Annotated in this window: 19 protein-coding genes; 8 read left to right on the top strand and 11 right to left on the bottom strand. The window is 67.6% G+C overall.

The window, feature by feature from the left end; all coding sequences use genetic code 11:
- Positions 1 to 59: 59 nt before the first annotated feature.
- A complete protein-coding gene (locus L0U85_RS08010) occupies positions 60 to 896 on the bottom strand; it encodes a hypothetical protein (protein WP_241377232.1) in 837 nt (278 codons plus the stop codon).
- A gap of 291 nt (positions 897 to 1,187) precedes the next feature.
- On the opposite strand from L0U85_RS08010, the gene L0U85_RS08005 reads away from it, so the two are divergent.
- The 8 genes from L0U85_RS08005 to L0U85_RS07970 are packed head-to-tail and all read left to right on the top strand — an operon-like array spanning position 1,188 to position 12,181.
- Positions 1,188 to 3,014 (top strand): ABC transporter ATP-binding protein, encoded by a 1,827-nt coding sequence (locus tag L0U85_RS08005; protein ID WP_241377231.1) that lies wholly within the window; start codon positions 1,188 to 1,190, stop codon positions 3,012 to 3,014.
- Entirely contained in the window at positions 3,011 to 4,816 is a 1,806-nt protein-coding gene (locus L0U85_RS08000; protein WP_241377230.1) for an ABC transporter ATP-binding protein, read from the top strand. The genes L0U85_RS08005 and L0U85_RS08000 overlap by 4 nt, the downstream gene beginning before the upstream one ends.
- A 57-nt stretch (positions 4,817 to 4,873) precedes the next feature.
- Complete coding sequence (locus L0U85_RS07995) at positions 4,874 to 6,448, top strand: HEAT repeat domain-containing protein (RefSeq protein WP_241377229.1); 1,575 nt, start codon at positions 4,874 to 4,876, stop codon at positions 6,446 to 6,448.
- A 32-nt stretch (positions 6,449 to 6,480) separates the two neighbouring features.
- Complete coding sequence (locus L0U85_RS07990) at positions 6,481 to 6,870, top strand: hypothetical protein (protein ID WP_241377228.1); 390 nt, start codon at positions 6,481 to 6,483, stop codon at positions 6,868 to 6,870.
- Between the two features lie 11 nt (positions 6,871 to 6,881).
- Positions 6,882 to 7,838 carry a 2OG-Fe(II) oxygenase family protein gene (locus L0U85_RS07985; RefSeq protein ID WP_241377227.1) on the top strand — a complete coding sequence of 319 codons (957 nt, stop codon included), beginning with the start codon at positions 6,882 to 6,884 and terminating at the stop codon, positions 7,836 to 7,838.
- Entirely contained in the window at positions 7,835 to 10,639 is a 2,805-nt protein-coding gene (locus L0U85_RS07980) for a glycoside hydrolase family 3 protein (RefSeq protein ID WP_241377226.1), read from the top strand. The genes L0U85_RS07985 and L0U85_RS07980 overlap by 4 nt, the downstream gene beginning before the upstream one ends.
- A complete protein-coding gene (locus tag L0U85_RS07975) occupies positions 10,636 to 11,436 on the top strand; it encodes a hypothetical protein (protein WP_241377225.1) in 801 nt (266 codons plus the stop codon). Before L0U85_RS07980 ends, L0U85_RS07975 begins: the two co-directional genes overlap by 4 nt.
- A 10-nt stretch (positions 11,437 to 11,446) precedes the next feature.
- Entirely contained in the window at positions 11,447 to 12,181 is a 735-nt protein-coding gene (locus L0U85_RS07970) for a nucleoside phosphorylase (protein WP_241377224.1), read from the top strand.
- Here L0U85_RS07970 and L0U85_RS21215 read toward each other — a convergent pair.
- The 10 genes from L0U85_RS21215 to L0U85_RS07920 all read right to left on the bottom strand — a co-directional run bounded on the left by L0U85_RS21215 (position 12,178) and on the right by L0U85_RS07920 (position 25,526).
- Positions 12,178 to 13,188 carry a hypothetical protein gene (locus L0U85_RS21215; RefSeq protein WP_241377223.1) on the bottom strand — a complete coding sequence of 337 codons (1,011 nt, stop codon included), beginning with the start codon at positions 13,186 to 13,188 and terminating at the stop codon, positions 12,178 to 12,180. The genes L0U85_RS07970 and L0U85_RS21215 overlap by 4 nt on opposite strands.
- Positions 13,189 to 13,846: 658 nt before the next feature.
- On the bottom strand, positions 13,847 to 14,098 hold the full coding sequence (locus tag L0U85_RS07960) for a hypothetical protein (protein ID WP_241377222.1): 252 nt from the start codon (positions 14,096 to 14,098) through the stop codon (positions 13,847 to 13,849).
- A gap of 220 nt (positions 14,099 to 14,318) precedes the next feature.
- Positions 14,319 to 14,852, bottom strand: a complete 534-nt coding sequence (locus L0U85_RS07955) for a hypothetical protein (protein ID WP_241377221.1) — start codon at positions 14,850 to 14,852, stop codon at positions 14,319 to 14,321.
- 141 nt (positions 14,853 to 14,993) lie between these two features.
- Positions 14,994 to 15,716: a hypothetical protein gene (locus L0U85_RS07950; RefSeq protein ID WP_241377220.1), complete on the bottom strand. Its 723-nt coding sequence runs from the start codon at positions 15,714 to 15,716 to the stop codon at positions 14,994 to 14,996.
- Positions 15,717 to 16,923: 1,207 nt separating this feature from the next.
- Positions 16,924 to 18,156 carry a type III PLP-dependent enzyme gene (locus L0U85_RS07945; protein WP_241377219.1) on the bottom strand — a complete coding sequence of 411 codons (1,233 nt, stop codon included), beginning with the start codon at positions 18,154 to 18,156 and terminating at the stop codon, positions 16,924 to 16,926.
- Positions 18,153 to 18,935 carry an aldolase/citrate lyase family protein gene (locus L0U85_RS07940; RefSeq protein WP_241377218.1) on the bottom strand — a complete coding sequence of 261 codons (783 nt, stop codon included), beginning with the start codon at positions 18,933 to 18,935 and terminating at the stop codon, positions 18,153 to 18,155. The genes L0U85_RS07945 and L0U85_RS07940 overlap by 4 nt, the downstream gene beginning before the upstream one ends.
- Complete coding sequence (locus L0U85_RS07935; protein WP_241377217.1) at positions 18,935 to 20,761, bottom strand: IucA/IucC family protein; 1,827 nt, start codon at positions 20,759 to 20,761, stop codon at positions 18,935 to 18,937. Before L0U85_RS07935 ends, L0U85_RS07940 begins: the two co-directional genes overlap by 1 nt.
- Positions 20,758 to 22,464, bottom strand: coding sequence for an IucA/IucC family protein (locus tag L0U85_RS07930; protein WP_241377216.1), 1,707 nt, complete (start codon positions 22,462 to 22,464; stop codon positions 20,758 to 20,760). Before L0U85_RS07930 ends, L0U85_RS07935 begins: the two co-directional genes overlap by 4 nt.
- A 9-nt stretch (positions 22,465 to 22,473) precedes the next feature.
- Positions 22,474 to 23,733 (bottom strand): MFS transporter, encoded by a 1,260-nt coding sequence (locus tag L0U85_RS07925; RefSeq protein ID WP_241377215.1) that lies wholly within the window; start codon positions 23,731 to 23,733, stop codon positions 22,474 to 22,476.
- Complete coding sequence (locus L0U85_RS07920; protein WP_241377214.1) at positions 23,733 to 25,526, bottom strand: IucA/IucC family protein; 1,794 nt, start codon at positions 25,524 to 25,526, stop codon at positions 23,733 to 23,735. The genes L0U85_RS07925 and L0U85_RS07920 overlap by 1 nt, the downstream gene beginning before the upstream one ends.
- Between the last annotated feature and the right edge of the window lie 12 nt (positions 25,527 to 25,538).

Raw genomic sequence — 25,538 nt, 5'->3', positions numbered from 1 at the left:
TCGAGCGCTCAAATCACTTGGGGCGCTGCGTATTCGGCATGACCGTCGCAAGTGTCGGTTCAGGCGACCGGAATGCCGCTGATGGCGCTGATCTCTGCGAGGAATTTGTGGTAGGCGGGCCGTTCGGGGTACGTGGAGTGCATCGCGATGATGCCGTCCGTGGTCTCGACGGGCACTTCGTCGTTGGGGCACACGATCCGGTACCGCAGCGGGTCCAGCAGCCTGACGCGGCCTTCGCGTACGAACGGGCGCAGGAGCCACATCACCGCACCCTGCTCGTCGTAGTACTCCACCTCGTGCACGCGCACATGCTCGTCCCACCAGCGGTACTCGGTACGGAAGGCCTCGGTGAGGTCGCACCCGGCGCGCTGCCCGAGGAGTCCGGAGTTGATCGGCGCGAAGCCGTTGCCCGCGTGAAGGTACGGCTTGGTCTCCTGGATCTCGAGGGTCGCGTCGGGCGCGAGTTCGTCCTCGATGCGGAGTCCGAAGGCCCCGTACGGCCAAGTCTCGTTGACCTGCTCCTGGGAGATGATGAAGTCGTGGCCGTCGCCAGCGATGAACTCGCGGAGTTCTACGGGATCGTCGAGCAGGAAGATATCTGCGTCCACAAAGAACTCCGTGGCGTCCGGGGCGCAGCGGACCTTCGGGGCCCACTTCATCCAGGTCGCACGCGGGTCCAGGTACTCGGCGCCGGGAATCTCGAAGTCGATGATGGTCGTATCGGTCGCCAAGTCACGTGCGAGGACATCTGGCCGGTCGGTGCAGACCACGTACTCGGCTTCGGCTCCGAAGAAGTGCTTGAACGTACCGATGCTGTGGCCGAGCATGGTCACGAATGCTGGAGTCGGGTTCCAAAGTGCCCATCGGAACACGAGCTGCGGGGACTTCGAACTCATTGCTGGCGCTCTTAACTCTCGCGGTGAGGTGCGGTCGGCGGTGCCACCCTAGCCGAATTCGCGTTGGTAACGTCGAAACCGCGAGGCGCTCTCATGAACTGCGTCACTTCTGCGGAAGCCGATCTGCCCATCGGCGGGCCTGGATTCATGGACATTTGCGCATATACCAGCAGGACAGGGCCGTCTTCCTTCGCCAGCGAAGTCACGAGAACGGGTAGTTTGTCGCATGTATGCTCGGCCGACCAAACTAAGCCAACCCGTGACTTGGTTAACCGCCACCGAAAGGGGCCCGTGTTGCATCGCGTCCGAGCGGTCCTCCGGCACCGGCTGAAGTTCCTGGCACACTTGCGGTCCTGCGATGCCGGGACGGTGGCGGCGGTCATCGCCCTGGGCCTGGCACGCGTGCTGCTGCCGGCCGCGGGGGCGGCCGTCACGGGCTGGCTGCTGTCGTCGCTCGACGGTGACTTCACCCGGCCCCTGCTCTTCTTGGGAGCGATTCTCCTGGTAGGGCAAGCGATCGACATCGGTTCCCGCTGGGCCGAGTTCCTCGCGGTCAGCCGCATCAACCTCGTCCACCGCGCCGAGGTCGCCCGCCTCGCCACCGAGGTCGCCACGGTTGATCTTGTTGAGCGTGATGAGGTCCAAGACCTGCTGAAGACCGCCGCCGCCGACCCCACGGAATGGGTGGAGAAGACCCCCGGCGAAGGCGCGATCGGCGCGCTCAACGTGCTGCTCGGCTACGTCGGGCTCCTCGCGACGGCCGCGGTCGTGGCCGCCTGGTCGCCGTGGCTGCTCCCGGGGCTGATCCTGCCCGCGCTCCTGGTGCGGCACTTGACGATCGGCCTGTGGAAGCGGCACTACCTGATCTGGGTCGAAGGCATCGAGCACCACCGGCGCCACCAGTATTGGGGCGCGCTCACCGCCAGCCGCGCGGAGGCGAAGGAGCTGCGGATCTTCGGCCTGGCCGACTGGATCATCGACCGGCGCCAGCGCGAGATGCGCGCCCACCTCGAACCGGTGTGGGCCGATGACGGCGCCATCGTTCGCGCGCAATGGAAGCCGTTCCTCATCACTCTGCTCCCGCTCATCGCCGTCTTCGCCGCGATCGCCTCCGTCACCGTGGACCAGAACGGATCCATCGGCCTGGCGAGCGCGGCCCTGGCGGCGAGTTGGGGCGTCTTCAACGCGGCCTCCGGTGTGGGGCCGATGATCGAGATGGAGGGCTCGCGGCCGGGGATCGACGCGCTCGCCGAGCTCCGCCGCCTCCTCGCCGACGACCGGCCCAACCGGCCCGAGCAGCCCGAGCGGCTCGACGCGGGCACCGCCGAGCCTCCGCTGGTGCGCCTGGAAGGCGTCCGGTTCGGATACGGCCGCCACCGGGAGGTGCTGCAGGGACTGGACCTGGAGATCCGCCCGGGTGAGCACTTGGCGATCGTGGGCTTCAACGGCGCCGGGAAATCGACGCTCATCAAGCTCCTGGCCGGCGCCTACCGGCCGACCGGCGGCCGGATCACCTGCGACGGGCAGGACATCGATGCGTCGGGCGACTGGCGTTCACGGCTCGCGGTGGTGTTCCAGGACTTCGTGCGGTACCGGCTCACCATCGCCGAGAACATCATGCTCGGGCGCCTGGGCACCGGGGAACGCGACACCGTTGCGGAGGCGGCCGCCGAGGCCGGCCTCGGCGGGCTGCTCGCGACCCTGCCGCAGGGGCTCGACACCTCGCTCGACCGCTCGCTCGAGGACGGCGCGGACCTTTCCGGCGGCCAATGGCAGCAGCTCGCCCTCGCCCGGGCACTGTACGCGCTCAAGCGCGGCGCGAAGATCCTGATCCTCGACGAGCCCACCGCGCACCTGGACGTGCGCAGTGAGAAGCAGCTGTTCGATCGGCTCGACGGCCTCACCGAGGGCGTCACCACCGTCCTCGTCTCGCACCGCCTGTCGACAGTGCGCCGCGCGGACCGCATCGTGCTCATCGAGGAAGGCACCGTGAAAGAGCAAGGGACCCATGACGAACTCATGGAGAGGGACGGCGAGTACGCCCGGATGTACCGCATCCAGGCGAAGCGCCTCGAGTCCGGGTTCGACGACCGCATCGAGGAAGGCGAGCTGATTTGAGCAGCACGATGACCTACACCAGGCTGTGGGCGCACCTGTTCGCCATGTGCCTGCGCCGCGAGCCGCTCAGCAGCTGGCTGCTCATCGGCCTGCTGACGCTCAACGCGGTCGTGTTCGCCGGGATCGGCCTGGCGTTGAAGTCCACCGTGGACGCCATCGTGGCGGGCGACGCGGGCTCGGCCGTGATCTGGGCGTGCACGACGGCGGGCGCGTACGCGCTGGACCAGTCGATCAACGCCGTGGCATACCCGATCCGCGCCCACATCACGGAAAAGGTCGGCCACTTCGAGATCGAGCCGGCCATCATGCGCGCCTCGGCGAAGCTCCCCGAGATCGACCACCTCGAGCACCAGGAGTACCTGGACCGGATCACCGCCGTCCGCGGCAAGTCCTGGGCCGTGGTGGGCACCGTCTGGAGCGTCGTGGAGGCGGGATCCACTGTAGTCCGACTCGCGCTGACACTGGTCATCCTCGGCAACGTGAGCGCCTGGCTGCTCGTGATGCTGCTGTGCATCGCCGTTCAGATCTGGCTCGATCGCCGCGGCCAGAGTGGACAGAAGCGCGCTGAGCTCGACCTGGCCCGGCACGACCGGACGCAGCGACACCTCTTCCAGTTGGGCGTGAGCGGCAAGGCCGGCAAGGAGATCCGCACCGCCGAGGTGGGGCCGAACCTCATCGACCGCCTCACCGCCGCATCCGAACGGGTGCGGACGATCCGCGCCCGCGGGCAGCTCGTGAGCGCGAGTTGGAGCGTGGCCGGATGGATGGTCTTCGCGCTCGGCTACACCGCCGTCATCGGCCTGGTGGCCGTGCGGGTCCGCGACGGCCAGGCGACCGCCGGCGACGTGATGATGGCCGCCACCATCGGCGCGCTGCTGCGCGAAGTGGTCGAGAAGGCGGTGTGGACCACCGCCGACGCCACCGGATCGGTGCGCGTCCTGGAGCCCTACCTCTGGCTCAAGGAGTACGTGGAGGGCCGCGGCGCCGATACGGCCGAGACCCCGGCGCCGCGCCGCCTGAACGATGGGATCACCTTGGACGCCTTGACGTTCTCTTACCAGGGCACCTGCGGCGCCGCCATCGAGGACGTGTCCGTGCACCTGCCCGCCGGGTCGGTCGTCGCCGTGGTCGGCGAATACGGCTCGGGCAAGAGCACCCTGGTCAAGATGCTCGCCAAGCTGCACCGCCCGAGGTCCGGACGGGTCCTCATCGACGGGACCGACCTGCAGGACATCGACACGGAGTCGTGGCGCACGGCGATGAGCGCCGCCTTCCAGGACTTCGGCCGATACCAGACCACCTTCGCCGAAGCCGTCGGCATCGGCGACCTCGAGCACGGCACCGCGGACGCGCGGCGCGCGGCGGTCAGCGCCGCCGACGCCGAGGTATTGCTCTCCCGGCTGCCCGACGGCGAGTCGACGCAGCTCGGCAGTGAGTTCGGCGGCGTCGACCTCTCCGAAGGCCAATGGCAGAAGGTCGCGCTCGCACGTTCGTGCATGCGCCCCGAGCCGCTGCTCTTCGTCCTCGACGAACCCACCGCCTCGCTCGACGCCCCCAGCGAGAACGCCGTCTTCGAGTCCTACACCGCGCGAGCCAAGAGCATCGCCGCCGCGACCGGCGCGGTGACCGTGATCGTCTCCCACCGCTTCTCCACCGTGGCAGGAGCCGACCTCATCCTCGTCATGAAGCAGGGCCGCCTGGTCGAGTCGGGAAGTCATGGCGAGCTTCTGGACGCGGGTGGGCTGTACGCGGAGCTCTACCGGATCCACGCCGATTCCTACGTCGACAATCCGCTCGTCTGAGGGCGGTCGCACCCGCAGCCGGCGAACCCCGCCATCCACGCACCTCTGGAGCCGCAAATGACACCATCGCTCAGCGTCATCGTCCGATTCCACAACGAGATCACCCATATCGAGGCCGTGCTCCAGGCGATCCGCGCGCAGCGCACGACGCACCGCGTCGAGATCGTCGCCGTCGACAACGTCTCCAAGGACGGCTCGCGGGAGATCGCCGAGCGGTACGCCGACCAGCTCATCGAGGTCGACGACTACCGCCCCGGCATCGCGCTCAACCGGGCGATCGGGGCCGCCCGCGGTGAGACGATCGTCATCGTCAGCGCCCACGCGATCCCCGAGAACGAGCACTGGCTCGACAACCTCACTGCCGCGGTGGACGATCCCGCGGTGCTCGCGGTCTACGGCGCCCAGGTCTACCCGCTCAACGCGAAGTTCCTCGACAAGTGCGACCTCGACATCTTCTCCGACATCCGGCCCCGCATTGAAACCCGAGACACGGACTTCTGGAACGCCAACTCCGCCTTCAAACGCTCGGCCTGGGAACGGCTCCCGTTCGATGAGACGGTGATCGAGCTCGAAGACCACCACTGGACCAAGCAACTGCTGCCCGATCCGCCTCTGGCAGTGCGCTTCGAGCCGACCGCCACCGTCTACCACTACGGACACGAGGCGCGCAACGACCGCGGCTTCCTGGAGCCGTCGCCGCTCACCGAGAACGAGCGGATCGACCGCGCACGGGCCGTGCTCGAAGCCCCAGACCAGCCCTGGCCCGCCGTCATGCGTGCCGGCATGGACCTCGCGGCGCTGGCGAACCTGCCCCACGCGCGCAGCGCCGTACCCGTCCTCAGCCGTCTGCTCATCGAGCATCCCGACTTCGACGTCCGCTGGCGCATGGCCGGCGCGCTCGCCCGGATCGGCGACCCCGCCGCCGTTCCCCACCTCGTCCGAGGGCTGGAGGACCCGTCGTTCTATCCGCGCGACGAATGCGCCTGGGCCCTCGGCCGGTTCGGCGCCGCCGCGGTCCCCGAACTGCTCGACGCCAAGGGCCGCATCGCATCCGAGCACCTGCCGTTCCTGGCCCTGGCACTCGGGCTCACCGGCGATCCCGACGGCGTCCAAGCCGGCTTTGACGTCGTCAGCTCGGTGCTCGCTGCAGGGGACGCGTCGGCGCAGCGTACCGCGGTCTACTTCCTCGGCGAGTTCCCCGCCGCGGCCCCGGACGACCTCTGCGCATCGGTCGCCGAACGGCTCGAATCCGAGGACTACGCCACCGCACGCGCCGCCGCCTGGTGCTGGGGTGTGCTGGCCGAACGCTTCGGCGCCGCCCCGGCCGGTCTGGAGACCGTCGCGGGTCTGGCCGAAGGGCACGCGGATGCGGTCGTCCGCTCCGAAGCGGTAGTGGCCCTTGGCAGAACCGCTGGCTTCAGCGGGGCGCACGACCCGATCGCGGTCTGCGCCGCCGTGCTGCGCCGCGATGAGTCCGGCCGCGTGCGCCAGGCCGCCGCGCAGACGCTCCGTTTCGCGGCCGAAGCCGGGAACGGCCGCGCCGCCGAAGTCCTCGAACCGCACGCGTCGGACCCGGATTTCGGCGTCGCATTCGAGCGCGAGACCGCCTTGTCCACCTCGCGGACGCACTAGAACTTACGCGAACAAAGGATCCAGGTAAGACCATGAACGCTCACGAAATCCCCGACACCGTTGTGGGACAGGACCGGGTCGACGCGATCCGCTCGCGCCTGACCGTGCTCGACCCGGCCTTCCTCGAACGCTACCGCGCCTGGCTCATGCGCTTCGAGAAGCAGGAGATCGGCAACGAGGATGTGGCCGACATCCTTGAAGCCTCCGACGCCGAACTGTCGCGATTGGATGCCGAGTTCTCGGCCGGGCGGATCAACGACCCGAGTCGCGCCGTCGCCCGGGCGCAGGTGCGGCACCTGGCCGATGCCCTGCTCGGCCAGGACCAGGTGTCCGCCGGCAATAAGAAGCGCCTCCGCGAGTACCGTCCGAAAACTGGAGTGACGGCCGCGGCCCCGCAGCCGTCGTTCGCGTCCCTTCCATGAGAGGACCAGCCATGTCTCTTGCTTCCGAAAACACAGGCGACCTGCCGCACCTCGACCTCGCTGCCATCGGCCTGGACGCCGACGACGAATTCGCGAAGGCCGCGGCCCTGGTCGACGCGGCCTTTTCGGCCGGCGGCTTCCTCCGCGTCACCGGGCACACCGTGCCGCGGGAGACCGTCGATCGCATCGTCGACAGGTCCAGGGCCCTGTTCCGGCTCGACCGGGCGGACAAGGACGAGCTCCTCGCCGATCTCGCCGCCGATCCCCTCACCCGCGGCCTCATCGTGCGCGACGGTCATACGCAGTTCTTCATGAGCATGCTCACTGAACGCCACCCGATCGACGGCGTGCCGACGGAGTACGCGGACTTCTTCCGGCCCAACCGGTGGCCTGCGGTCCCGCAGTTCCGGGAAGCTTTCATCGACTACTACGAGGTGGTGGAAGCGCTTGCCCACACCCTCATGCGGCTCATGGCCACCGCACTCGGCCTGCCACGGGACTGGCTGGTGACCCGGTTCGCCCAAGGCGTGACACCCCTGGTCGCGAACCACTACCCGCCGTACGTGCCCACCGGCGAAGCGGAGGAGCTGCGCCATCCCGCCCACCGCGACTGGGGCGCGATGACCATCCTGCACCAGGACGAGCAGCACGGCGGGCTCCAAGTGCGCGATGTCGCCGGGAACTGGGTCGACGTGTCCATCGTGCCCGGTTCGTTCATCGTCAACATCGGCATGCTCATGGAGCGGTGGACCGGGGGCCGATGGAACGCCGCCCTGCACCGGGTGGCTGCGCCGCCGCTGGAGGACCGCGCCCACGACCGGTTCTCCGTGGCCTACTTCTGCCAGCCGGACTTGGAAGTCCCGCTCACCCTGATCCCCGGTTGCGGTGAAGGTCCCGCCGACCCGGAGACCTCCGGCGGCTACTACCGGCACCTCGCCAAGATCGTCTACAGTGGAGAACACAAATGACCATGCCGTTCCAGGATGCCGCGCTCGCCCGCCCGAAGCGCGTCGCTGACCTGCTGTCCCGCCTCACCTTGGACGAGAAGCTCGGTCTGCTGCACCAGTACCAGGCCCCCATCGAGCGACTGGGGATCGGGCCGTTCCGGACTGGCACCGAAGTGCTGCACGGTGTGGCCTGGCTCGGCGAGGCGACCGTGTTCCCACAGGTCGTCGCCCTCGGCGCCGCCTGGAACCCCGGACTGGTCGAGCGGATCGGCCGAGCGGTGGCCGACGAACTGCTGGCAAAGCACCGAACCGACCCGGTGAACGTCGGCCGCAACGTCTGGGCCCCCACTGTGAACCCGCTGCGCGACCCCCGCTGGGGCCGCAACGAGGAGGGCTACTCCGAGGACGCTTGGGCGACCGGTCTCCTGAGTTCCGCCTACGCGCGAGGCCTGAAGAGCGACAACGGCTCGGCATGGAAGACTGCGCCCACCGTCAAGCACTTCCTGGCCTACGGGCACGAGATCGACCGCGGCACGGTCTCCTCCAGCATCCCGCCGCGCGTCCTGCACGAGTACGAGTTCGTCGCGCAGCGCGCCGCGATCGCCGGGGGCGACGCGGTCGGCGCGATGCTCTCCTACAACCTCGTCAACGGCCGACCGGCGCACGCGAACCCGCTCGTCAACGCCGCACTGCGCACCTGGACCGACGACGAAGTGCTGGTCGTCTCCGACGCCTACGGGCCCAGCATGATGACCGCGGACCAGGGGTACTACGAGGACCTGCTCGGCGCGTACACCGCGGCGGTCAAAGCCGGGCTGGACTCCTTCACTCAAGACGACGAGCGCTCCGACAAGGTCATCGCCGTGCTGCGCGAAGCCCTCGACCGCGGCCTCCTGACCGAAGCGGAGATCGACACCGCGGCGGGCAGGAACCTCCACGTGCGCTTCGGACTCGGCGAGTTCGACGCGGTAGACCCCTTCGCGGGCCTCGGGGCCGAAGCACTGCACGCCCCCGTGCATCAGGCGCTGGCCCGCGAGGCCGCCGTCCAGTCGATCACCCTGCTCAAGAACGACGGCCTGCTCCCGCTCAAGGCGCCCGAGCGCATCGCGGTGATCGGCCCGCTCGGCGACACCCAGATGATCGACTGGTACTCCGGCACACCGCCCTACACGGTCACCGCCCGCCAGGCCCTGGGAAAGCGCGCAGCAGTCGTCCATACCGAAGGCCTGGACCGGGTACGCCTGCGCCACAAGGGTCGATACTTGACCGTCCGCAACGGAACCGCACTCACCGATGCCACCGGACCCGAAGCGCAGTTCGACCTCTACGACTGGGGCGGCCGGTTCCACTTCGTCCGGAACCTCGCCACCGGGAACACGCTCAGCGGCAACGACGACTGCGAGTTCGTCGCGCAGCCCTCGGAGCGCATGTACGCGCCCATCGACCTGCTCCGCTTCGTTGAGCTTCCCGACGGCACGATCGCGCTGCACCAGTTCCATCCCAACGACTGGACCACGGGCGGCAAGTGGGTCACTCTGGACGGCGACCGGTTGATGCTGACCGCCGACGCGAACGCGGCCATCGGGTTCGAGATCGAGGTCGTCGCCAGCGGCGGCCAGACCGCCGCCGAACTGGCCAGAGGGGCCGACGCGGCGATCGTGGTGCTCGGCAACCACCCCGCGGCCAACGCCCGGGAGACCCAGGACCGCGCCGATCTCGCCCTGCCGGAGGCGCAGGAGCGGCTGCTGCGCGCGGTCACCGAGGCCAACCCGGCCACCGTGCTGGTGCTGGCCTCCTCGTACCCGTTCGCGATCGACTGGGCCGCCGAGCACGTGCCCGCGATCGTGTGGTCGGGGCACGGCGGCCAGGAGTGGGGCCACGCACTCGCGGCGGTTCTCTACGGCGAGCGCGATCCGGAGGGCCGGCTGCCCCAGACCTGGTACAGCGGCACGACCGAGCTGCCCGCCATCCACGACTGCGACATCATCGCGGGTGAGACCACGTACCTCTACCACCGGGAGCGGCCGCTCTACCCGTTCGGGCACGGCGGCTCCTACGCCGATTTCGCCTACGCCGACTTGCGAGTGGACCGCGAACGGGCCCGCCCGGGGGACCAGGTCACCGTCACCGTCGAGGTCGCGAACCGCTCGGATCGCGACGGTGTCGAGGTCGTGCAGCTCTACTCCCACCAGCACGAATCCCGAGTCAAGCAGCCGCTGCGCCAATTGCGCGGCTTCGAGAAGCTGCGGCTGGCGGCGGGCGAGTCCCGAACGGTCTCCCTGACCGTCGCGGTGGACGACCTTGCCCACTGGGACAACGTCACCGGGCGCATGGTCGTGGAGCGGAGCGCCCATCGGCTCATGGTCGGCCGCTCCGCCACGGACCTCCTCCTCTCGGCATCGGTCGAGATCGACGGCGAGGTCATAGCCGCACGCGACCTTTCGCGGTCCTTGGCCGCGAACGCGAACGACGCCTACTCGGGGGTCCTGTGGCGTGACGAGAGCCGCGCTTCGGGCGACGTGCTCGCCGCCGAGACGGCCGGAGGCTGGATCAAGTTCGGCGGCTGCGACTTCAGGCCGGGGTACGCCACGGTGACCGCCCGCGTGGCGGGTCGGGCCTCGCGGCTCGTCCTCCGCGCGGTCGACCCGGTCGACGGTGAGGTGCTCGCGATCGTCGACACGCCGGGCACCGGCGGGGTCTACGAGTACACCGAAGTCACCGCCGAACTCGCCCGCCTGGGACGCGTCGAGGATCTGTACGTGGTCTTCGAGGCCGAGGGCGTGCGACTCTCCTCGCTCGCGTTCGGCGGAGCCGGGCGATGAGCGGCCCGCGCCTCTGCTTCCTTCTCTTGGACCACAAGGGCGATGAGTACTTCAGGGACCTGGTGACGACCATCCGCGTGTTCTGCCCGGCCGCCGACATCGTCTGGTTCGACGCCGGTGAGGTCGGCGCCACCGAGTACACCGCGGACATTCCGAGGCTGGCGGCGAGCCGTCCGCTCGTGTACGCCAAGGAGACGCCGTTCTTCTTCGACGCGTTCGAATGGGCGGCCGGCCGAGGCTACGACTACCTCGTCAACGTCGAGACGGACATGGCGTTCGTCAACAGCGACTTCGAGTCGTTCGTCGCCTCCACCATGCCGACCTGCGACTACCTGGCGCCGCGCCTGGAGCTGAAGACGCCGAACACCTCAAAATGGCGTCCATATAGGAGCCTTCGAGGCGAGCTGCCCGAGCTCCTCGACATTCTCGGGATCGGCCACACCCACCGCGCTTTCAACCCCGGTCAGGTCTTCTCGATGCGGTTCGTCGAATCGGTCCTGAACGCCCCCTTCTACGATCGGCTCCGCCGCTTCGTGGAGCGGAACCAGGCACCGGAGCATTCGTTCAGCCTGGTGGAGGTCTTGATGCCGACGCTGGCAGAGGCGCTGGGGCTGCCGTTCACCGGATACCCGGACGAGTTCGCAGCGTACAACCGGTACCGGCCCTACCACGCGGAGCGGTCAGTGTGGCGGGCCGCGGCCGAGGGTGTCCCCTTCGTCCATCCCGTGCGCCGCGACCCCGACCATCCCGCACGGCGCTTCGTGCGTTCGCTCATCAGTTCCGACGATTCCAAGTGAGGGACCAACCATGCTGACCCACCTGCCGCCCATGGAGAATGACGCGAAGGTCGCCATCCTCACCGGCAATCCGACCCGTGTGCCGTTCATGGCCGAGACCGTGGGCACGCCCGACGGTGAATGGAGCCGGCGGGGATTCACGCTCGCTCGAAGCCTGAGAGCGGACGGAGAGCCGGTTCTGGTGTGCTCCACCGGGATCGGCGGACCGAGCACGGCGATCGTGGTCGAGGAGCTCATCCAAATGGGCGTCGAGTCGTTCGTGCGGGTTGGCACGTGCGGCTCGATCCAGAAGCACATCAACGCCGGTCACCTGGTGGTCTCGACCGGCTGCGTCCGCGACGAGGGCACGAGCGGCCAGTTCCTACCGCCCGAATACCCGACGGTGCCCGACTTCGACCTGCTGAGCGCCATTGCGGCTCTCGCCCGTGATCGCTGGCCGCTCACGCACGTGGGCGTGACCCACTGCAAGGACGCCTACTACGCAGAAGCTCCTGAGGGTTTCCCGCTGGCGGAGCACTGGAGCCGCCGCTGGGAGGGCCTGCGCAACTGCGGGGTGCTGGCGACGGAGATGGAGGCGGCGGCACTGTTCGCGATGGGAATGATTCGTGGCAAGCGGTCCGCCGGCCTTTTCGTGGCGGTCGACGAGACGTTGACGGACCAGCAGACCTTGGACGCAGTCGGCGAGGCCGCCCGCATCGCGGTCGACGCCGCCTGCTCGATCGGCGCTGCCACGCGGATCGACTAAGCGTTCGCGGTCGGGCGGCCGCCGATGAGCACGGTTGCGGGGTGCCCGTTGACGAGCACCTTGTGGACGGCGTCGATTTCGAAGCGCCGGTCGCGCAGCGCCTTCTCCGCCTCGTCTGCGGCTCTCCTGGCGACTAGGAGTACGAACCGACCGACTCGGGGGTCGAGTACTCGGTCGAAAGACCGGACCGTCGCACTGAGGAATTCGGGGAGCGGCATGGGCAGCTCGTCGTATTCGCCCCATGGCGGGTCGGTGACGATGGTCGTGACCTCATGGTCTTTGATCGAGTAGAGCGTCAATGCGTCGTCGGCAAGGAATTCTATATCACGCTGATCCCGAACCGACTTGGGGAAATCGACGCTGAGTCGTGCCAAATCGATATCGGAATAGATGACGCGCTTCCCGGGGAACATCAAACGGGCGAGCGGGAATGAGCCCGACCCTGCGAATGGGTCGAGAAACACGTCGTCGGGTTGCGGCCGCGAAGCCGCGACGAGCAGGATCGACAATTCGTGGGAAATGGCACCTGCCGACTTCGATGCGCGTTTGGGACGAAAATGGCGCCGACACAGCATGAGATAGTCGAAATCGGTCCTCCCCACGATCCAGTACTCCTCGCCCATACCGCGCCCAAGCAAGCGTTGGCCCGACGCAGCGGCGATCTCTGATTCGAGCGCGCGCTTCGCGCGCGGGCTGACGGAGACGAGTTCGCCGTCGATGTGAAACATCACGCGAAAGGTATCGGCATAACTGTCGAGATCATCGAGACGGAGGATGTCGGCAAGTTCGATGACGTCTTTGTCGACGTTGCGTCGAGCCGTATCGGCGATGACACTGAATGAATTCTTTACAAAAGGGATCGATTCCACGCTGGAACGAGGCGTACTCGATTCGAATATCATCGAGCTGTCATCGACATAGATGATCTCCGGGTCGTCGACATATGACCGTATTGCCTCGGCAACCAATTTGCCGGTCCCGGCCGTAAATTGAATATAGTAACGCACGGTAGCAATGGTACCAGGCTCGGAGTGTAGCCATTCAAAGGTGGGCGTGACCTGTGGCGTTGTGGTTCATCGCTTTAGGTATGGGTGGAGCGCGGCGGAAGCGGCTTCGGGGATCGTGTGGTCGCGTTGAAAGCCGAGAATGCTGAATCAACCTCCCGCATCGGGGGACTACGGGCCCGACAGGCACCGGAGCCGGCTGTCTACCTGCCGTGGTGTGTTCAAAGTAGCGAGTATTAGCTCGACTTTTGACCGCGTGTGAACGCGTGTGACCGGTTGTGAATAGATGTGAACGGCTGTGGCCGGGTACGATCTCGCGATTGTGCCCGGCTTCCACCGTTCTCGGTGAGGCGATGTGGGCGGCTGTCGAAGTGCGCGATCAGCTCAACGTGTTGGCCTCGTGAGATTCGACAGCCGGTCGCGTTCGGACACTCCGCCGGGGTCCGGCGCCTGAATGGTTGAGGTCGCGGTGCGGCAGGTTGCCTCAGATTCACTTGGGCTCGTTGGGCATACTGGACCCATGACGATCAACCGAAAGGGCGATGCCGCGTAGGTCTCCTGCGCGTGTCCGCGCGAGCCAGCGGCCGCGCGAGCGTTCCTGGCGCAGATGGCATGCGCCGCAGGTCCCGGGAGCTTCGGGGCTTCTCGCGCAGTTCTGCGATCAGCTCCACCACGTCGGCGCCGATCGCTGTCGGTGAGGATCACCAGCATCCCGTAAACTCTCGCGAACACGCCAGCGCCCGACGGCGAGGGCGACCACGTTGCCTTTGGTGAGACGGTGCCAGCGCGAGGCGTTGCGGACGAAGCGCTCTTCCAGGATCGCAGCCTGACCAATAGCGACGGACCACTTGAGTCGGGCCCAGAACCCGTGGTCGGCGGGTCGTTGCTCGCCGTCGTACTGGGGTTCACTCACTGCGTCGAGTCTATGGTCAGCCATGTGTCCGGGACAGCTCACCATGAGGTTTCTTGCAGGCGTTTCCAACAGGAGAGGGCGGCAGCGAGCTCGATGAAGTCTTGGTATGTGCTGAGGCGGCGTGCCAAGCGGATGGCGAATCGTTCGGACTTGTTCCGCGAGGCCCTTTGAATACCGATCCGGGCTTGGAGATGGACAGCAATGCGGTTGTCGCCTGCAGCTACGCTGTCGGCCCCCCATCAGGCCCTATCGCGCGCGGTGCAGAGCGGATTGCCGCGACGCCGGCCTGGAAGGAGTCCAGATCCGTCGTGTACGGCGGCTCGTTCTCGTGATCTGCGCAGAAGGTGACGTTGCCTTCCATGACGGAATCATCGTAAACAGCCCTGCTCACGGAGATATAAGCGGTCACCGGTGGCGCCTCACGAGGCAGGGTCTCGAGAGCGCGCCTGGCGAAGGTGAGCCCTCTGGTGGCCAGTCGCTGCGCGTTCTCATCGGGTGGCGGGAACCCCGCAACAGGAATTGACCGACCGTTCACTGCCGCTTCATACCCCGTGCGGTCGGTAAAGTGTGATTTGGACCCGTGGTACTCGTCCCGGAACTTCTTGAGGAGCCAAGACCCGTCTGCCTCAACCCAACCTGCTGCGACGGTCTCCCGATAGAGCTGCGGCAAATCCTCGTCGTTCGTTGACTCGAGGTCTGGAAGCCCTGAGATCTCGTAGAACTTCGAACCTGCAGCTGTTTCGGCCTCGCGCACCATAATTACACCTCCAAGTATTGGCTACATAGGTTGAACGTTTCAGATCCTTTGTGGATCAGGAGGATCGGTTCTGATTCTATTGTTCGGTCTGGTCGACGGCATTCCAGCACTCAGGTGCGGTTCGAGCCGGAGCGATGGTCAAAGTGCCAGGCCACCCGCGCGGCCCACGATTTGCTCCCAAGAGACCGCCGCCAAGCCCGGCAAAGGGTCGGGCAACAACTCCATGAGGACGGAAAGGAACTCCTCGTCTCCGGCGACGACGCAACCTCCCCAGGGATGGAGATCCAGCGGGATCAGGCTCGCGTATCCGGCGGCGGGCCCTGAAGCCAGGTAGGTGAGAGTTGCCGACCCGTCCGCCTCCCGGCGATCCCGGTCGCCCAGACCTCCGAAAGTGAGCAGGGATCGGTGCTGCAGGGCTGCGGACGCGGCGTACCAGGCTCGCGGCGAGCTGCCTTGGGGGGCGAGTGACAGGCACGATCCGCTGCCTCGGGACTGCCGGGTCGCCGTGAGGAACTCGTGGACGGCGTCGGAGCGCGGGTCCAGCGTGCACCACTGCGAACGCACCCGGAGTCCTCGGGGTGTCGTCAATGACCCTTCGGCGATGAGGTCGCGCTGTAGGTCGGCATAGCGGTCGGCCATACCCAGCGGTGGCTGTGATTCGGTGCCCAGTGCGAACCACGTCCCCATCCCGAACCATTGGTAGATTTCCCACGAGGAGCCAAGGGTGGCCAGCAATGTCCGCTCGTCGTCGGGATGATCAGCAGGGAGCCACAATGCGGGCGGCAAGCGCTCCGACTCGACGTCGTGCCGGCTGAGGAGCGCTCCGAGCGAGCGGCCGTCGATCAGCGTGGCTGTTGGCATGTGCGCTCGTTTCCGTGGAAGAGGTGCAAGTCATTCGACGGCACATCCATCATGCGCCTCCTGGTCGGCAGTGTCGGCGCTACCCGCGTGGTCTCTCGCCGAGGAATCGCGCGACGTCGCGGCTCACGTGAGACTGACGATAACTTCCGTCGAGAACCCCAAGCCGCTCCGCCTCGGCCCTGTCGAGCATTCGGAGACCTCCGTCAGGGTCCTCCGCGAAACCGAAGCTCGCATCCGCCATATGCAGCGGAACAACAACAGGTCGACAGTGGAATCGTTCCAGGACTTTCGGAAAATATCTGGACCAAGCCCTGGTCGCTACCGTCCTTGAGCCATCTTCCCGAGAGATACTCGCCGTGTTCGGTGTAGAACCATGTGTCTGCTCTGGGCGAATCTATCGATCCAGTTGGCGGAACTCGGTGCGTTCCTTGGAGAACGCCCACGGCCCAGCCGAACGATGTCCTCGGGAGTACCACCGCAACCCGGTACCCGGAGCCGACGGGGACGGCCAGGACAGGTCGCGGTGCGGCAGGTTGCCTCAGATTCCCTGGGGCTCGTTGGGCATACTGGATCCATGACGATCGACCGAAAGGGCAATGCCGCGTAGGTCTCCTGCGCGAGTCCGCGCGAGCCAGCGGCCCCGCGAGCGTTCCTGGCGCAGATGGCATGCGCCGCAGGTCCCGGGGGCTTCCGGGTCGCTCAACGCGGCACTGCGTCGACTTGAAGACCGTGACGCCGGTTCCTGGCCCGGCCGGTTCGGGACTGCGTTCCGCGAATGGCGGCGCATCGCCCATGCTCCCAGCCGCTCCCTTCGCGCTGGTGTAGCGGGCTGCGTCTTCGAGTGCTGTTGTCCGCGTCCGAGAGAAACACTGGAGGTCGCACTGCACCGCCTGCCGAAACGATCAGCTCGCGAGCTGCGACGGCTGCTGGCGCCCCTCGATGCGCGTGTGGAGGATCGGACCGTCCCCGACCCGACCGCGCTGTCCGGGCAGGAGTGGAGCCAACGCGGATGATCGGTCGCATTGATGCGCAGGGTCATCGCGGCACCTGTCGGTCCTCGAGTTTGGCCGCACGTACAAGGCGTTTGACACTGCGGACGCTGATGCCGTACTGGAGTGCAAGGTCGCGCTGCTTGACTCCGGAGGCGAACGCCCGAGACCTGCGACCACGTCGCGCGGGCGGTGCTCTCGTCCGACCACGAACATCGTCATGCCTTGTCGGCTGCACGGAGCTCCTTGCGACCTTGCCCACCGTCCGAGAGGAACAGCTGTTCCGGATGGGGATGCGAGAGGAAGTCATGGTGCGAGATCTCCCAGCCGTAGGCGCCGGCGTGGCTGAAGACCAGAACGTCCCCGACTCGGACCCTGGACACAAGGACTTCGCAGGCGAGAACATCCTTCGGGGTGCAGAGTTCGCCTACCACGGTTATCGACTCGTCAAGCAGTTCAGGCCGGGGCGCCGTCGAATTCCATTCTTCGACCGCCAGCACGGTGAACGGATGGTTGTGCTGCCATGACGACGGCAACCGGAAATGGTGAGTCCCTCCGCGCACCAGAACGTAGGGCACTCCGTGATTCCGCTTGATGTCGAGGACTTCGACGGCGTAGACGCCGCACGCGGCGGTCAGGAAACGGCCGCATTCGAAGTCGATCTCCCGCCAGCGCGGCGGGAAGGTCGCTACCAGTGAGGCGAGCCCGCGAGTGAAAGCCCGCCAGTCGAATTGGGCTTCCAGGTCGGCGTAGTCGACGCCGATACCGCCGCCGACGTTGAGCACCTCGCACCGGATGTCGAATTCATCCTCCCACTCCAGCACCTTGTCCCTGTACAGGCGGAGCATGTCCAGATGTGCTTCGGAGGAGAGGTTGTTGGAGAGCGAGTGCAGGTGGAAGCCGGCCAGCCGCAGGCCCGGCAGGGTAGTCGCGGCCCGCACCGCGTCGGCGAGGACGCTCTCGTCGATGCCGAATTGCGTGGGTCGCCCGGCCATAGCCAGTGTCGCGGAGGGGAACGGCCCCGCGAGGTTCACTCGCAGCAAGACGTCGGCCGTGACACCGGCCTCGACCGCGGCCTGTGAGATCCGATGGAGTTCGAGGCTGCTCTCAGCATGGAACCGGGTGATCCGCTGCCGCAGCGCGTCCGCGATCTCCTGGGAGGTCTTCGCTGGTCCGCCGAAGATCACCGGGATGTCGGTGCCCACCGCTCGGGCCTTGGCCACCTCACCGCCGGAGGCCACCTCGAATCCGGCCACCACGGGCGCGAGCGTCGTCAGGATGGGGGCGGCGCTGTTGGCCTTCATCGCGTAGAACATCCGGCACCGTTCGGGCAGTGCGGCGACCACCTGCTCCACGTAGACCGACAGGGCGTCGAGGTCGTAGCCGTACAGGCACACCGGCTCGTCGCGGCCCGCCCGCTCGGAGATGGCCTTGGTCAGTGCGTCCGTCATGCCGTGTCCCCGTCCTTCGTGCGGCGCTCGTCCAGGTGCCCGCGCAGCGCGCGGGCGACCAGTCCCCGTTCTTCGCCGAGGACGAAGGCGGTGACGCCGCGCTTGCGCCATGCGGCGTGGTCTTCCGAGGCGCGGGGAATGGCGCAGTACGGGACGCGGTGCTCGGCGCACACCGTTTGCATCCGATGCAGGGCGTCGGTCACCTTGGGGTGACGGGTCCGCCAGGTGACTCCGTAGGACTGGGAGAGGTCGGCGGCGCCTTCGAGCACCAGGTCGATGCCTCCGCCGGCCAGGATCTCCGGCAGCGCGTCGACGCCTTCCGCGTCCTCGATCATGGTGACGACCATGACCTCTTCATTTGCCAGCCGGACGTACTCGGTGAGGTCGATCAGGCCGAAGCCGGGGACGCGCCCGCCGTTTAGGCTGCGCATCCCTTCCGGCGCATATCGGGCGGCCCGGATCGCCGCGTTCACATCGGCGCGCGAGCGGATGTGCGGGACGACCACGCCCATCGCGCCCGCGTCCAGCGCTCGGAGGATGGCACCGGCGTCGGATTCGGGGACCCTGACGAACGGCGTCATCCCGACCGCCTCGGCGGCCCGGATCAGGTTCTCCAACCCTTCGGGGTCGACGAGGGTGTGCTCGCTGTCGAGGATGACGAAGTCGTAGCCTGCGCAGCCGATGATCTCCACCAGGGCCGGTGCGGGTATCGAGCAGAACAGTCCGTAGACCTCCTGCCCGTCGCGCAGCTTTGCCTTGACGGCATTCGGCTTCAACATCAGCGCTCCCCCAACAGATTCGACTGCTGCCGCGTGTCCGGCTCTGCCAGCGGATTCGACACGGCGTGCACCCGCGGCTCGGTGTCCGGCAGTAGTCTTCGAGTGGTCAGCTTCTCCACCTCGATCTTCGGCTTGAAGACGTCGAACCGCCCGAATCGCTCGGCGAGTTCGGGAAAGCGCTTCTGGTAGGCGCGGATCTCGTCCCGTACGACCGTCCAGAAGTCCTGCTCGTCGAGCTCGTACGCGTCGGCGAGGAACAGGCCGAGTTCCCCGATGTTGATGAAGAAGAACGCGTCCAGCAGGAAGTCCACCACCTGGTCCAGGTCATCGGTCTCCAGGAACGAGTTGGCGTTGACGTGGTGGGACGGGGGCGCCGCCAGCTTCGGGCAGGCGTCCGGCTCTGCGAGGTGGGCCCGGGAGAAGCGAACCCCGTCGTGGAAGTCCTTCAACGCGATCCGGCGCGGCAGGCCGTTCTCGTGCACCAGCACCATGTTCTGGGCGTGCGACTCGAGCGCGATGCCGTGTCGGAAGAGCAAGTGCAGCAACGGAAGAACGCTCACGCGCACGAGGTGGCGCAGCCAGGACCGCACGCCCTGCTGGCGCACCCACGATTCGATCATCGGGGTGCCGTCCAGTTCGCGGGCCGTCAGCCCGGTGAAGGGCACCGCCCGCTCCCCCGGCTGCAGGAACGGGTGCAGGCTCTCACGCCAGATGCACGCCAGAGTGCCGTAGGTGTCGGAGCGCACGAGGTCCGAGGCGGGAGGGGGTGCGACGGCCGTGCCCATGACCTCCCGCAGCACGATGACCCGGCATTCGTCCCGCAGGAACGCGTCACGCGCCACCATGCCGCCCAACCAGTCCGAAACGACGGGGGCGTTGCCCACGGTGTGCGGGGCGAGGATGCGGCTGGTGGAAGTATTGACAATGGACAATGACAGCTTGAGATACGGACGCTCGGGCACGTCGCGGCAGCTCAGCGTGCGAATTGACTGTTGAGCCGAGAAAGTGTGCCGGTCCTCGCCCAGGAAGACGATCTCCTTGCGGCGCAGCCGGTCCGCCCACGCGAGCGCTGTCTGCTCGCGCCACTGCCAAGGGTGGACGGGCAGCAGCGTGTAGTCCTGAGGGTCGCGACCGGCCTCGGCGATCCGACCGCGGAACTCCTCGACCGTCGGCTCCCCGAGCTGGGCGACCAAGAAGGCTTCCTCGGAAAGTCCCTCCGCGGCCGCCACCCGGGTGATGTCGCGGTGCGCGGCGATCCATAGAGGATGGATGGGTTGGAGGAACTCCGGCCCATAGGCGAGATTGTCCTCTAGGTCGAAGCCGATGCGCGATTTGTACGTGGGATGGTAGCGATGCCCGTCCGTGACCGTTCCCTCGAGAGTGTCGTAGTCGTGCTGGGAAAGCACGTCGCCCCGCTCGGTGCGGATGTATTGGGCGAGTGAGTCCTTGACCAGAGTGGCCTCCAGCTCCCCGCAGAACCGGGCGAGGCACTCCGGGTCGGCGGTCAGGGACCGGCGTACCTCACCGAGGAACCCGGTCACCGACTCGGCTTCCGCGCTATGGCCGTCGACCAGCCGCCGGACCGGTTCCGGCCCGAGGGAGACCCGGTCGAAGCCGCAGCGGCGGCGGCCGGTGAACTCGTATCGGACCGGACGTCCCTGATCGTCGCTGCCGTCCACGACCGAGGAGCCGTCCTCCGTGGTCCTCGTGCGGATCGCGTCCTCGTAGATCAGCGACTCCAGCAGTTGACGCAGCAGCCTGCGCCGGACGTCCTCGTAGGCGGGTGCGCGCAGGGCGGCGACCACCAGGTCGTTGGGAGAGTTCATCGGTTCACCTCGAAGAGCGGGTTGGGGACCTCTACGTACAGGGGGGTCTCGCCGCGACCGGCGAAATGGCTGAGCAGATTGGCCTTGGCGGGCAACATCGGCCGAGCGAGCAGGTCGGATGCCGTCTCACTGCGGGCGGACGTGAGAACCTCTCGCACTCCGTGCCAGAGGAAGGACTCGTCGGCGCCGGTGTACTGTCCGAGCACTGCGATCAGGTGGCTGAGGTGGTTGGTCACGGCGTAATACCGCAGACGCAGCCACGCTTCGTCGTCGTCGTAGAGCAGCGGGCTGTTCGAGGCCACGGCGCCCCGGCAGAGCCGCTTCCTGCTCACGCTGGTGCCTTCCATGTCCCGGACCCAGAACCGGGTGGGCCATCCGCCATCAGTGTGCAGCAGCGAGTTCTGTGCGTGGGCTTCGAAGCCCACGCCGTCGCGATCGAAGATCTCCAAGAGAGGGAGCAGCGAGATGGCGAGGTAGCGCCGCAGCCACTCCGCCACGTGTGCGGCGTCTGGGGCCCTGTCGGGTCTCGGGGCGCAACTGCGCACCTCGTGGATCAGATGCGGGACGTCCCCTGCCCGGTCCTCGAGCAGGCCGGCGAGCACCCGAGGCGCGGCCGAGCCGTCGGCGAAAGGGTTGTCCCGGTAGAGAACCGAGAAGTCGGCGGCGAGGTCGTCACCGACCACAGCGGGGTCCACGGTGCGGAATCCGGTCTCCGCCAGCGCGGTGAATCCGGCGTGCTCCCAACGCGGGGCGAGCTCGGCGACCAGGGCGCTCGCGTCGGTCGCACGGACGAGATGGGAGACCGGGTTGTTGCGGACGAAGTTGGTGATCCGCACGTGCAGGGGGAGCTTCCAGGAAGTGGGGAAGGAGGGATCGCAGACCGTGCGCACGGAGGAAGTCGGATAGACCTCCGCGCCCATGGGACCGAGGTCCACGAGCTTTCCTTCCGCGACGAGTTCGGCCACCTGAGGCTTTCCCAGCAGATAGCGCGCCTGCCACGGGTGCGCCGGGAGCAGTGTGTGGTCCCGGTGCTCCCCGAGCCGCTCTTTCGCTGCCGCGGCGATCGGGTCGGGGGTCCATTTTCCCGGGCCCACCCTGCGTTCCAAGAGGATCCGCCGGTCCACGGCGAACCAGTGCGGGACGAAGGACGCTCCGAGTTCGGGGGCGTAGAGCTCCAGATCGTCGCCGAACCCCTGGGTGCTCTTGGGCGTCGGATGGAAGGGGTGGCCGAAGACCAGGGACTGCTCTGCCTGTCGGGTCGATTCGTGCGGGTGGGCGGGAACCGGTTCCGGCCGGTGCCGCAGGTACCGCGCGGTGGCCGCGATGCTGCTCTCAACTTGTTCGGCGAGCTCGAGTTTGCGGTCCGCCGCGTCGGCGCGTTCAGCGAACTCGTTCCCGGCCAGGGCTTCGACCTCATCGAGCACCAATCGCATCAACTGCTCGTGTTCGATGGGAAGGCGTTCTCCATCGGATCGCTCCAGCCACCGGCGATCACCGTAGGAATGGTGGCCGGACCCGGAGCGGTGCACGACGTCGATGACGAGCGAAGCGTCCGCGGACGGCAATGCGATGCGGCCGAAGTCGTCACCGGTCAGTGGTGTGCCGGATTCGCGGAGATAGGAATTGAGCAGCCGCTGGTGCGCGGCTTTCTCCGCGCGGGAGCGCGCCGCGACGGTGCTGGTCGCGGTCTCGATCGTCGTCATGGTTTCACCTCAGACAAGACTCGGACGGCTGAATCCGCCCGGGGACGAATGGGTCTGCCGCCGGGATGTGCCGAGCGCGGCGAGGCCCGCGGCCGTGAGCAGCAGTACGCCGATGGCGGCGAAGGTCAGGGAAGGCGGCAGCAGTCCGACTGCGAGGGCTCCCAACAGCGGGCCCCAGACCTGGCCTACATCGAGCAGGCCATTGGTGGTGCCGAGAGCTGCTCCGCAGGCCTGTTCAGGAGCGACGTGGCAGACGACATGCATCACCGACTGCGCGAGCGCGGCGAAGCTGAATCCCTGCACGATCCGAAGCGGCACCAGGAATTCCGGCGAAGTCGGCAGCCCTTGCAGGGCGACCGCCAGCGCGCAGGCTGCGGCCGCGATCGCAAAGCTCGTCCACGCCGCCCTGCGGTCGTTGCGCCTGCCCCACCACGGGCCGCCGACCAGGGCGGCGGCCCAGGTGATCGCTTGGAGCGCACCGACCCAGACGATCGCCGAGGACATCGACGTCGTGATGCCTTCCACTTGCGGCGCGAAGACGACGACCAGGGAGAAGACGGACGCTTGCCCCAGCATTCCGGCCAGGACCAGGGCGCGGCTGCGGGGATCGGACACGATCTGGCCGATCACCTTGCGAAGCCTGAGTTGTCCGTAGGCTTCGAATGGTCTTGTTCGCCTGCTTGTGCGGCGGGGCAGCGTGGACAGGGCCAGGAGAGCGGCCACGAGCAGCAATGCGGCCACGCTGCCGAACAGAGCGCCGAATCCGAACCGGCCGACCAGCAGGCTGCCGGCCAGGGGACCGAGCAGTGATCCGGCGCTGGTCGCCCCGAAGAGGCTCCCCAGGGCGCGCCCTCGTCGATTCGGCGCGGCCAGGGTGCTCGCATAGGTCGCGGTGGCCCCTACGACCCCGCCGCAAGCGCCCTGCACGAGTCGGCAGGCGAGGAACTCGCCCGGCGTGTCGGCCAACGCCATCAGGCCGACTGCCACGGCGAGGCCCGCGTGAGCCCTGACCACCATGGCCTTGTGGCCGTATCGGTCGCCGACCATGCCCCACAGCGGTGCGGTCACCAGCTGGGCGATTGCGGGCGCGGCGAGCGATACCGCTGTCCACCAGGCAACCTCGTAATCCGGCAGGCCCAAGCCGGCGAGGTAGAACGGCAGCAGTGGAACCACGACGGTGAGCCCTGCGACGGCGGCGAACTGACCGAACCACAGGATCGGGAACGCCAGCCGGTCGGTGGCCCGCGGCGCCACTGTCGTGCGCGGCATTACATCACCTCGGCGGTGGTTCCGGCCAACGGGTTCGGCACGTGCCCGATGCCGGCCGGCATGCTGACGCCCGAAGAGCGGCCTTGGCGGAGCAGGGGGCCGAGGACCTGCCTGCTGGGCCACTCCGCTGCGCGCAGTACCCGCTCGTCGACGAGCGTGGCGACGTGTTCGGGCAACTGGAGCCTGTTCAAGCAGGTATGCAGGCTCGCGCGAAGTTCGGACCACAGGATCCGCTCGTCGATTCCGTAGTGCCGGGCGAGGGCGTCGGCGATGCCGTACAAGTTGACCTGGAACCCGAGTGTCTGCAGATACCCCAGCAGCGCGCTGGGATCGGAAAGCGTCAGCGACTGGGGAGCGCCGGATTTGATGCGGTACCGGGGTTCCTCGGTCCCCGCGATCTTCATCCATTCCGGACACAGCCGGAGCGTGTCGTGATCCCTGAGGACGAACTCCCGCACCGCGCCGTCGGCCAGGACGATGACGACGTTCTGCCCGTGCAGCTCCGGCAGCACCCCGTGCCGCAGGAATCCGAGGCCCATCGCGCAGAACGCCTCGGCGACTATGCGGAAGAGGCCGGCCGGATCGTCGCCGCTGAAGCCGGACTCCGCGAGCGCCGGGGCGAGGACGCCCCATTCGTGCGCCGCCAGGGCCCCCATCGGGAGCACGAGCGCACCCGGGGCGTCGAACAGGTCCTTGGGATAGCGGCGGATCTGGGCGGCGAGGTGGCCGGGCCTGTCGGCGAACTCATCGTCGTCGCCCGGCCTTCGCCATCCGCACCAAGTCCGCTCGTCACAGACCCGTACCAGCGCGTTGAGTTCGGTATCGGTTCGCAGCAGGCGGGTCATGCACTCCTGCGCGCGCTCTCCGTTGTCGAGGTAGCGCGGTGGCAGTAGCCGGCCGGCGCCCAGTGTGGCGACACCGAGAGGCAGCTTGAGGTGCAGGCTCGACTCCGGGGACGCGGTGAGCGTGCGCAGAGAGGACGTCGGATGGAAACGGCCCGTTCCCCGGGTCAGCGGTATGACCTCGCGGTCCGCCAGCTCCTGCGCGAACTCTTTCGGCAGTACATGTTCAGCCTGCCACGGGTGGACCGGCACGGGCTGGAAGTCTTCGCCGCCTGCGCCCGCACGGTGCGCGGCCTCTTCCAGGACAGCGAGCTCCCTGTCGTCCAGCAACAGTTCAGCCAGTTCGCCCGATGCTTCACCGCTGCCGAGCCGGAGGCGATCACGGCGTACCGCGACCCAATCCACGCCGAGCGATGCCTGGCGCATGGGGCCATACCGCTCGAGTTCGTCGGCCGTCCAGCCCACCGCCGCCCGCGCCGTCGGATGGAACGGCCGGTTCCGGGTCGCCGCGATCCGCTCCCCCGCCAGCATTCCACCCTGGCAGGGGGTGCGATCGACGATCGCAGCATGACCGTCGAGCGTTACCGCCGCATGGTCGACCGCGGTCTGGAGATCCGCGGCGACCTCGGCTGTCCTCGCGCCGCTCGCACCGAACTCCGCGTGGAAGACAGCCAGGACGTCGCTCGGTGCGAGCGGCCGTGGCCGCCTCTCGGCGTCGATCTGCCAGACCGGTCCACGGGAGAATCGATGGCGTTGCAGCGCACTGGCGACTCGCCCGCGGAATACCAGGGTTCCCAATCCGCACCAGAGTTCGCCGTCGTCGAGTTCCACTTCCGCCACCGGGGCCTGGTCCACGACCGTCAGCGCGTCCGCGACCCCAGCCACGTTCTCCTGCAGCAGCGTGTCGACGAGATCGCGCAGTACCAGTTCGGTGGGATCGGGGTTTGTCATCGGCTGCATCGC

Source organism: Glycomyces sp. L485 (genome assembly GCF_022548875.1).
Lineage (GTDB): Bacteria > Actinomycetota > Actinomycetes > Mycobacteriales > Micromonosporaceae > Glycomyces.
The sequence above is the reverse complement of the archived record's forward strand: the minus strand, read 5'-3'. Positions and strand labels throughout refer to the sequence as shown.

Bases quoted from the DNA above. Each gene is read 5' to 3' on its own strand.
- L0U85_RS07975 (WP_241377225.1), top strand. From the start codon at position 10,636: ATGAGCGGCCCGCGCCTCTGCTTCCTTCTCTTGGACCACAAGGGCGAT.
- L0U85_RS07940 (WP_241377218.1), bottom strand. From the start codon at position 18,935: ATGTTGAAGCCGAATGCCGTCAAGGCAAAGCTGCGCGACGGGCAGGAG.
- L0U85_RS07990 (WP_241377228.1), top strand. From the start codon at position 6,481: ATGAACGCTCACGAAATCCCCGACACCGTTGTGGGACAGGACCGGGTC.
- L0U85_RS07920 (WP_241377214.1), bottom strand. From the start codon at position 25,526: ATGACAAACCCCGATCCCACCGAACTGGTACTGCGCGATCTCGTCGAC.
- L0U85_RS07985 (WP_241377227.1), top strand. From the start codon at position 6,882: ATGTCTCTTGCTTCCGAAAACACAGGCGACCTGCCGCACCTCGACCTC.
- L0U85_RS08010 (WP_241377232.1), bottom strand. From the start codon at position 896: ATGAGTTCGAAGTCCCCGCAGCTCGTGTTCCGATGGGCACTTTGGAAC.
- L0U85_RS07995 (WP_241377229.1), top strand. From the start codon at position 4,874: ATGACACCATCGCTCAGCGTCATCGTCCGATTCCACAACGAGATCACC.
- L0U85_RS07970 (WP_241377224.1), top strand. From the start codon at position 11,447: ATGCTGACCCACCTGCCGCCCATGGAGAATGACGCGAAGGTCGCCATC.
- L0U85_RS07945 (WP_241377219.1), bottom strand. From the start codon at position 18,156: ATGACGGACGCACTGACCAAGGCCATCTCCGAGCGGGCGGGCCGCGAC.
- L0U85_RS07935 (WP_241377217.1), bottom strand. From the start codon at position 20,761: ATGAACTCTCCCAACGACCTGGTGGTCGCCGCCCTGCGCGCACCCGCC.
- L0U85_RS07930 (WP_241377216.1), bottom strand. From the start codon at position 22,464: ATGACGACGATCGAGACCGCGACCAGCACCGTCGCGGCGCGCTCCCGC.
- L0U85_RS07980 (WP_241377226.1), top strand. From the start codon at position 7,835: ATGACCATGCCGTTCCAGGATGCCGCGCTCGCCCGCCCGAAGCGCGTC.
- L0U85_RS07950 (WP_241377220.1), bottom strand. From the start codon at position 15,716: ATGCCAACAGCCACGCTGATCGACGGCCGCTCGCTCGGAGCGCTCCTC.
- L0U85_RS07925 (WP_241377215.1), bottom strand. From the start codon at position 23,733: ATGCCGCGCACGACAGTGGCGCCGCGGGCCACCGACCGGCTGGCGTTC.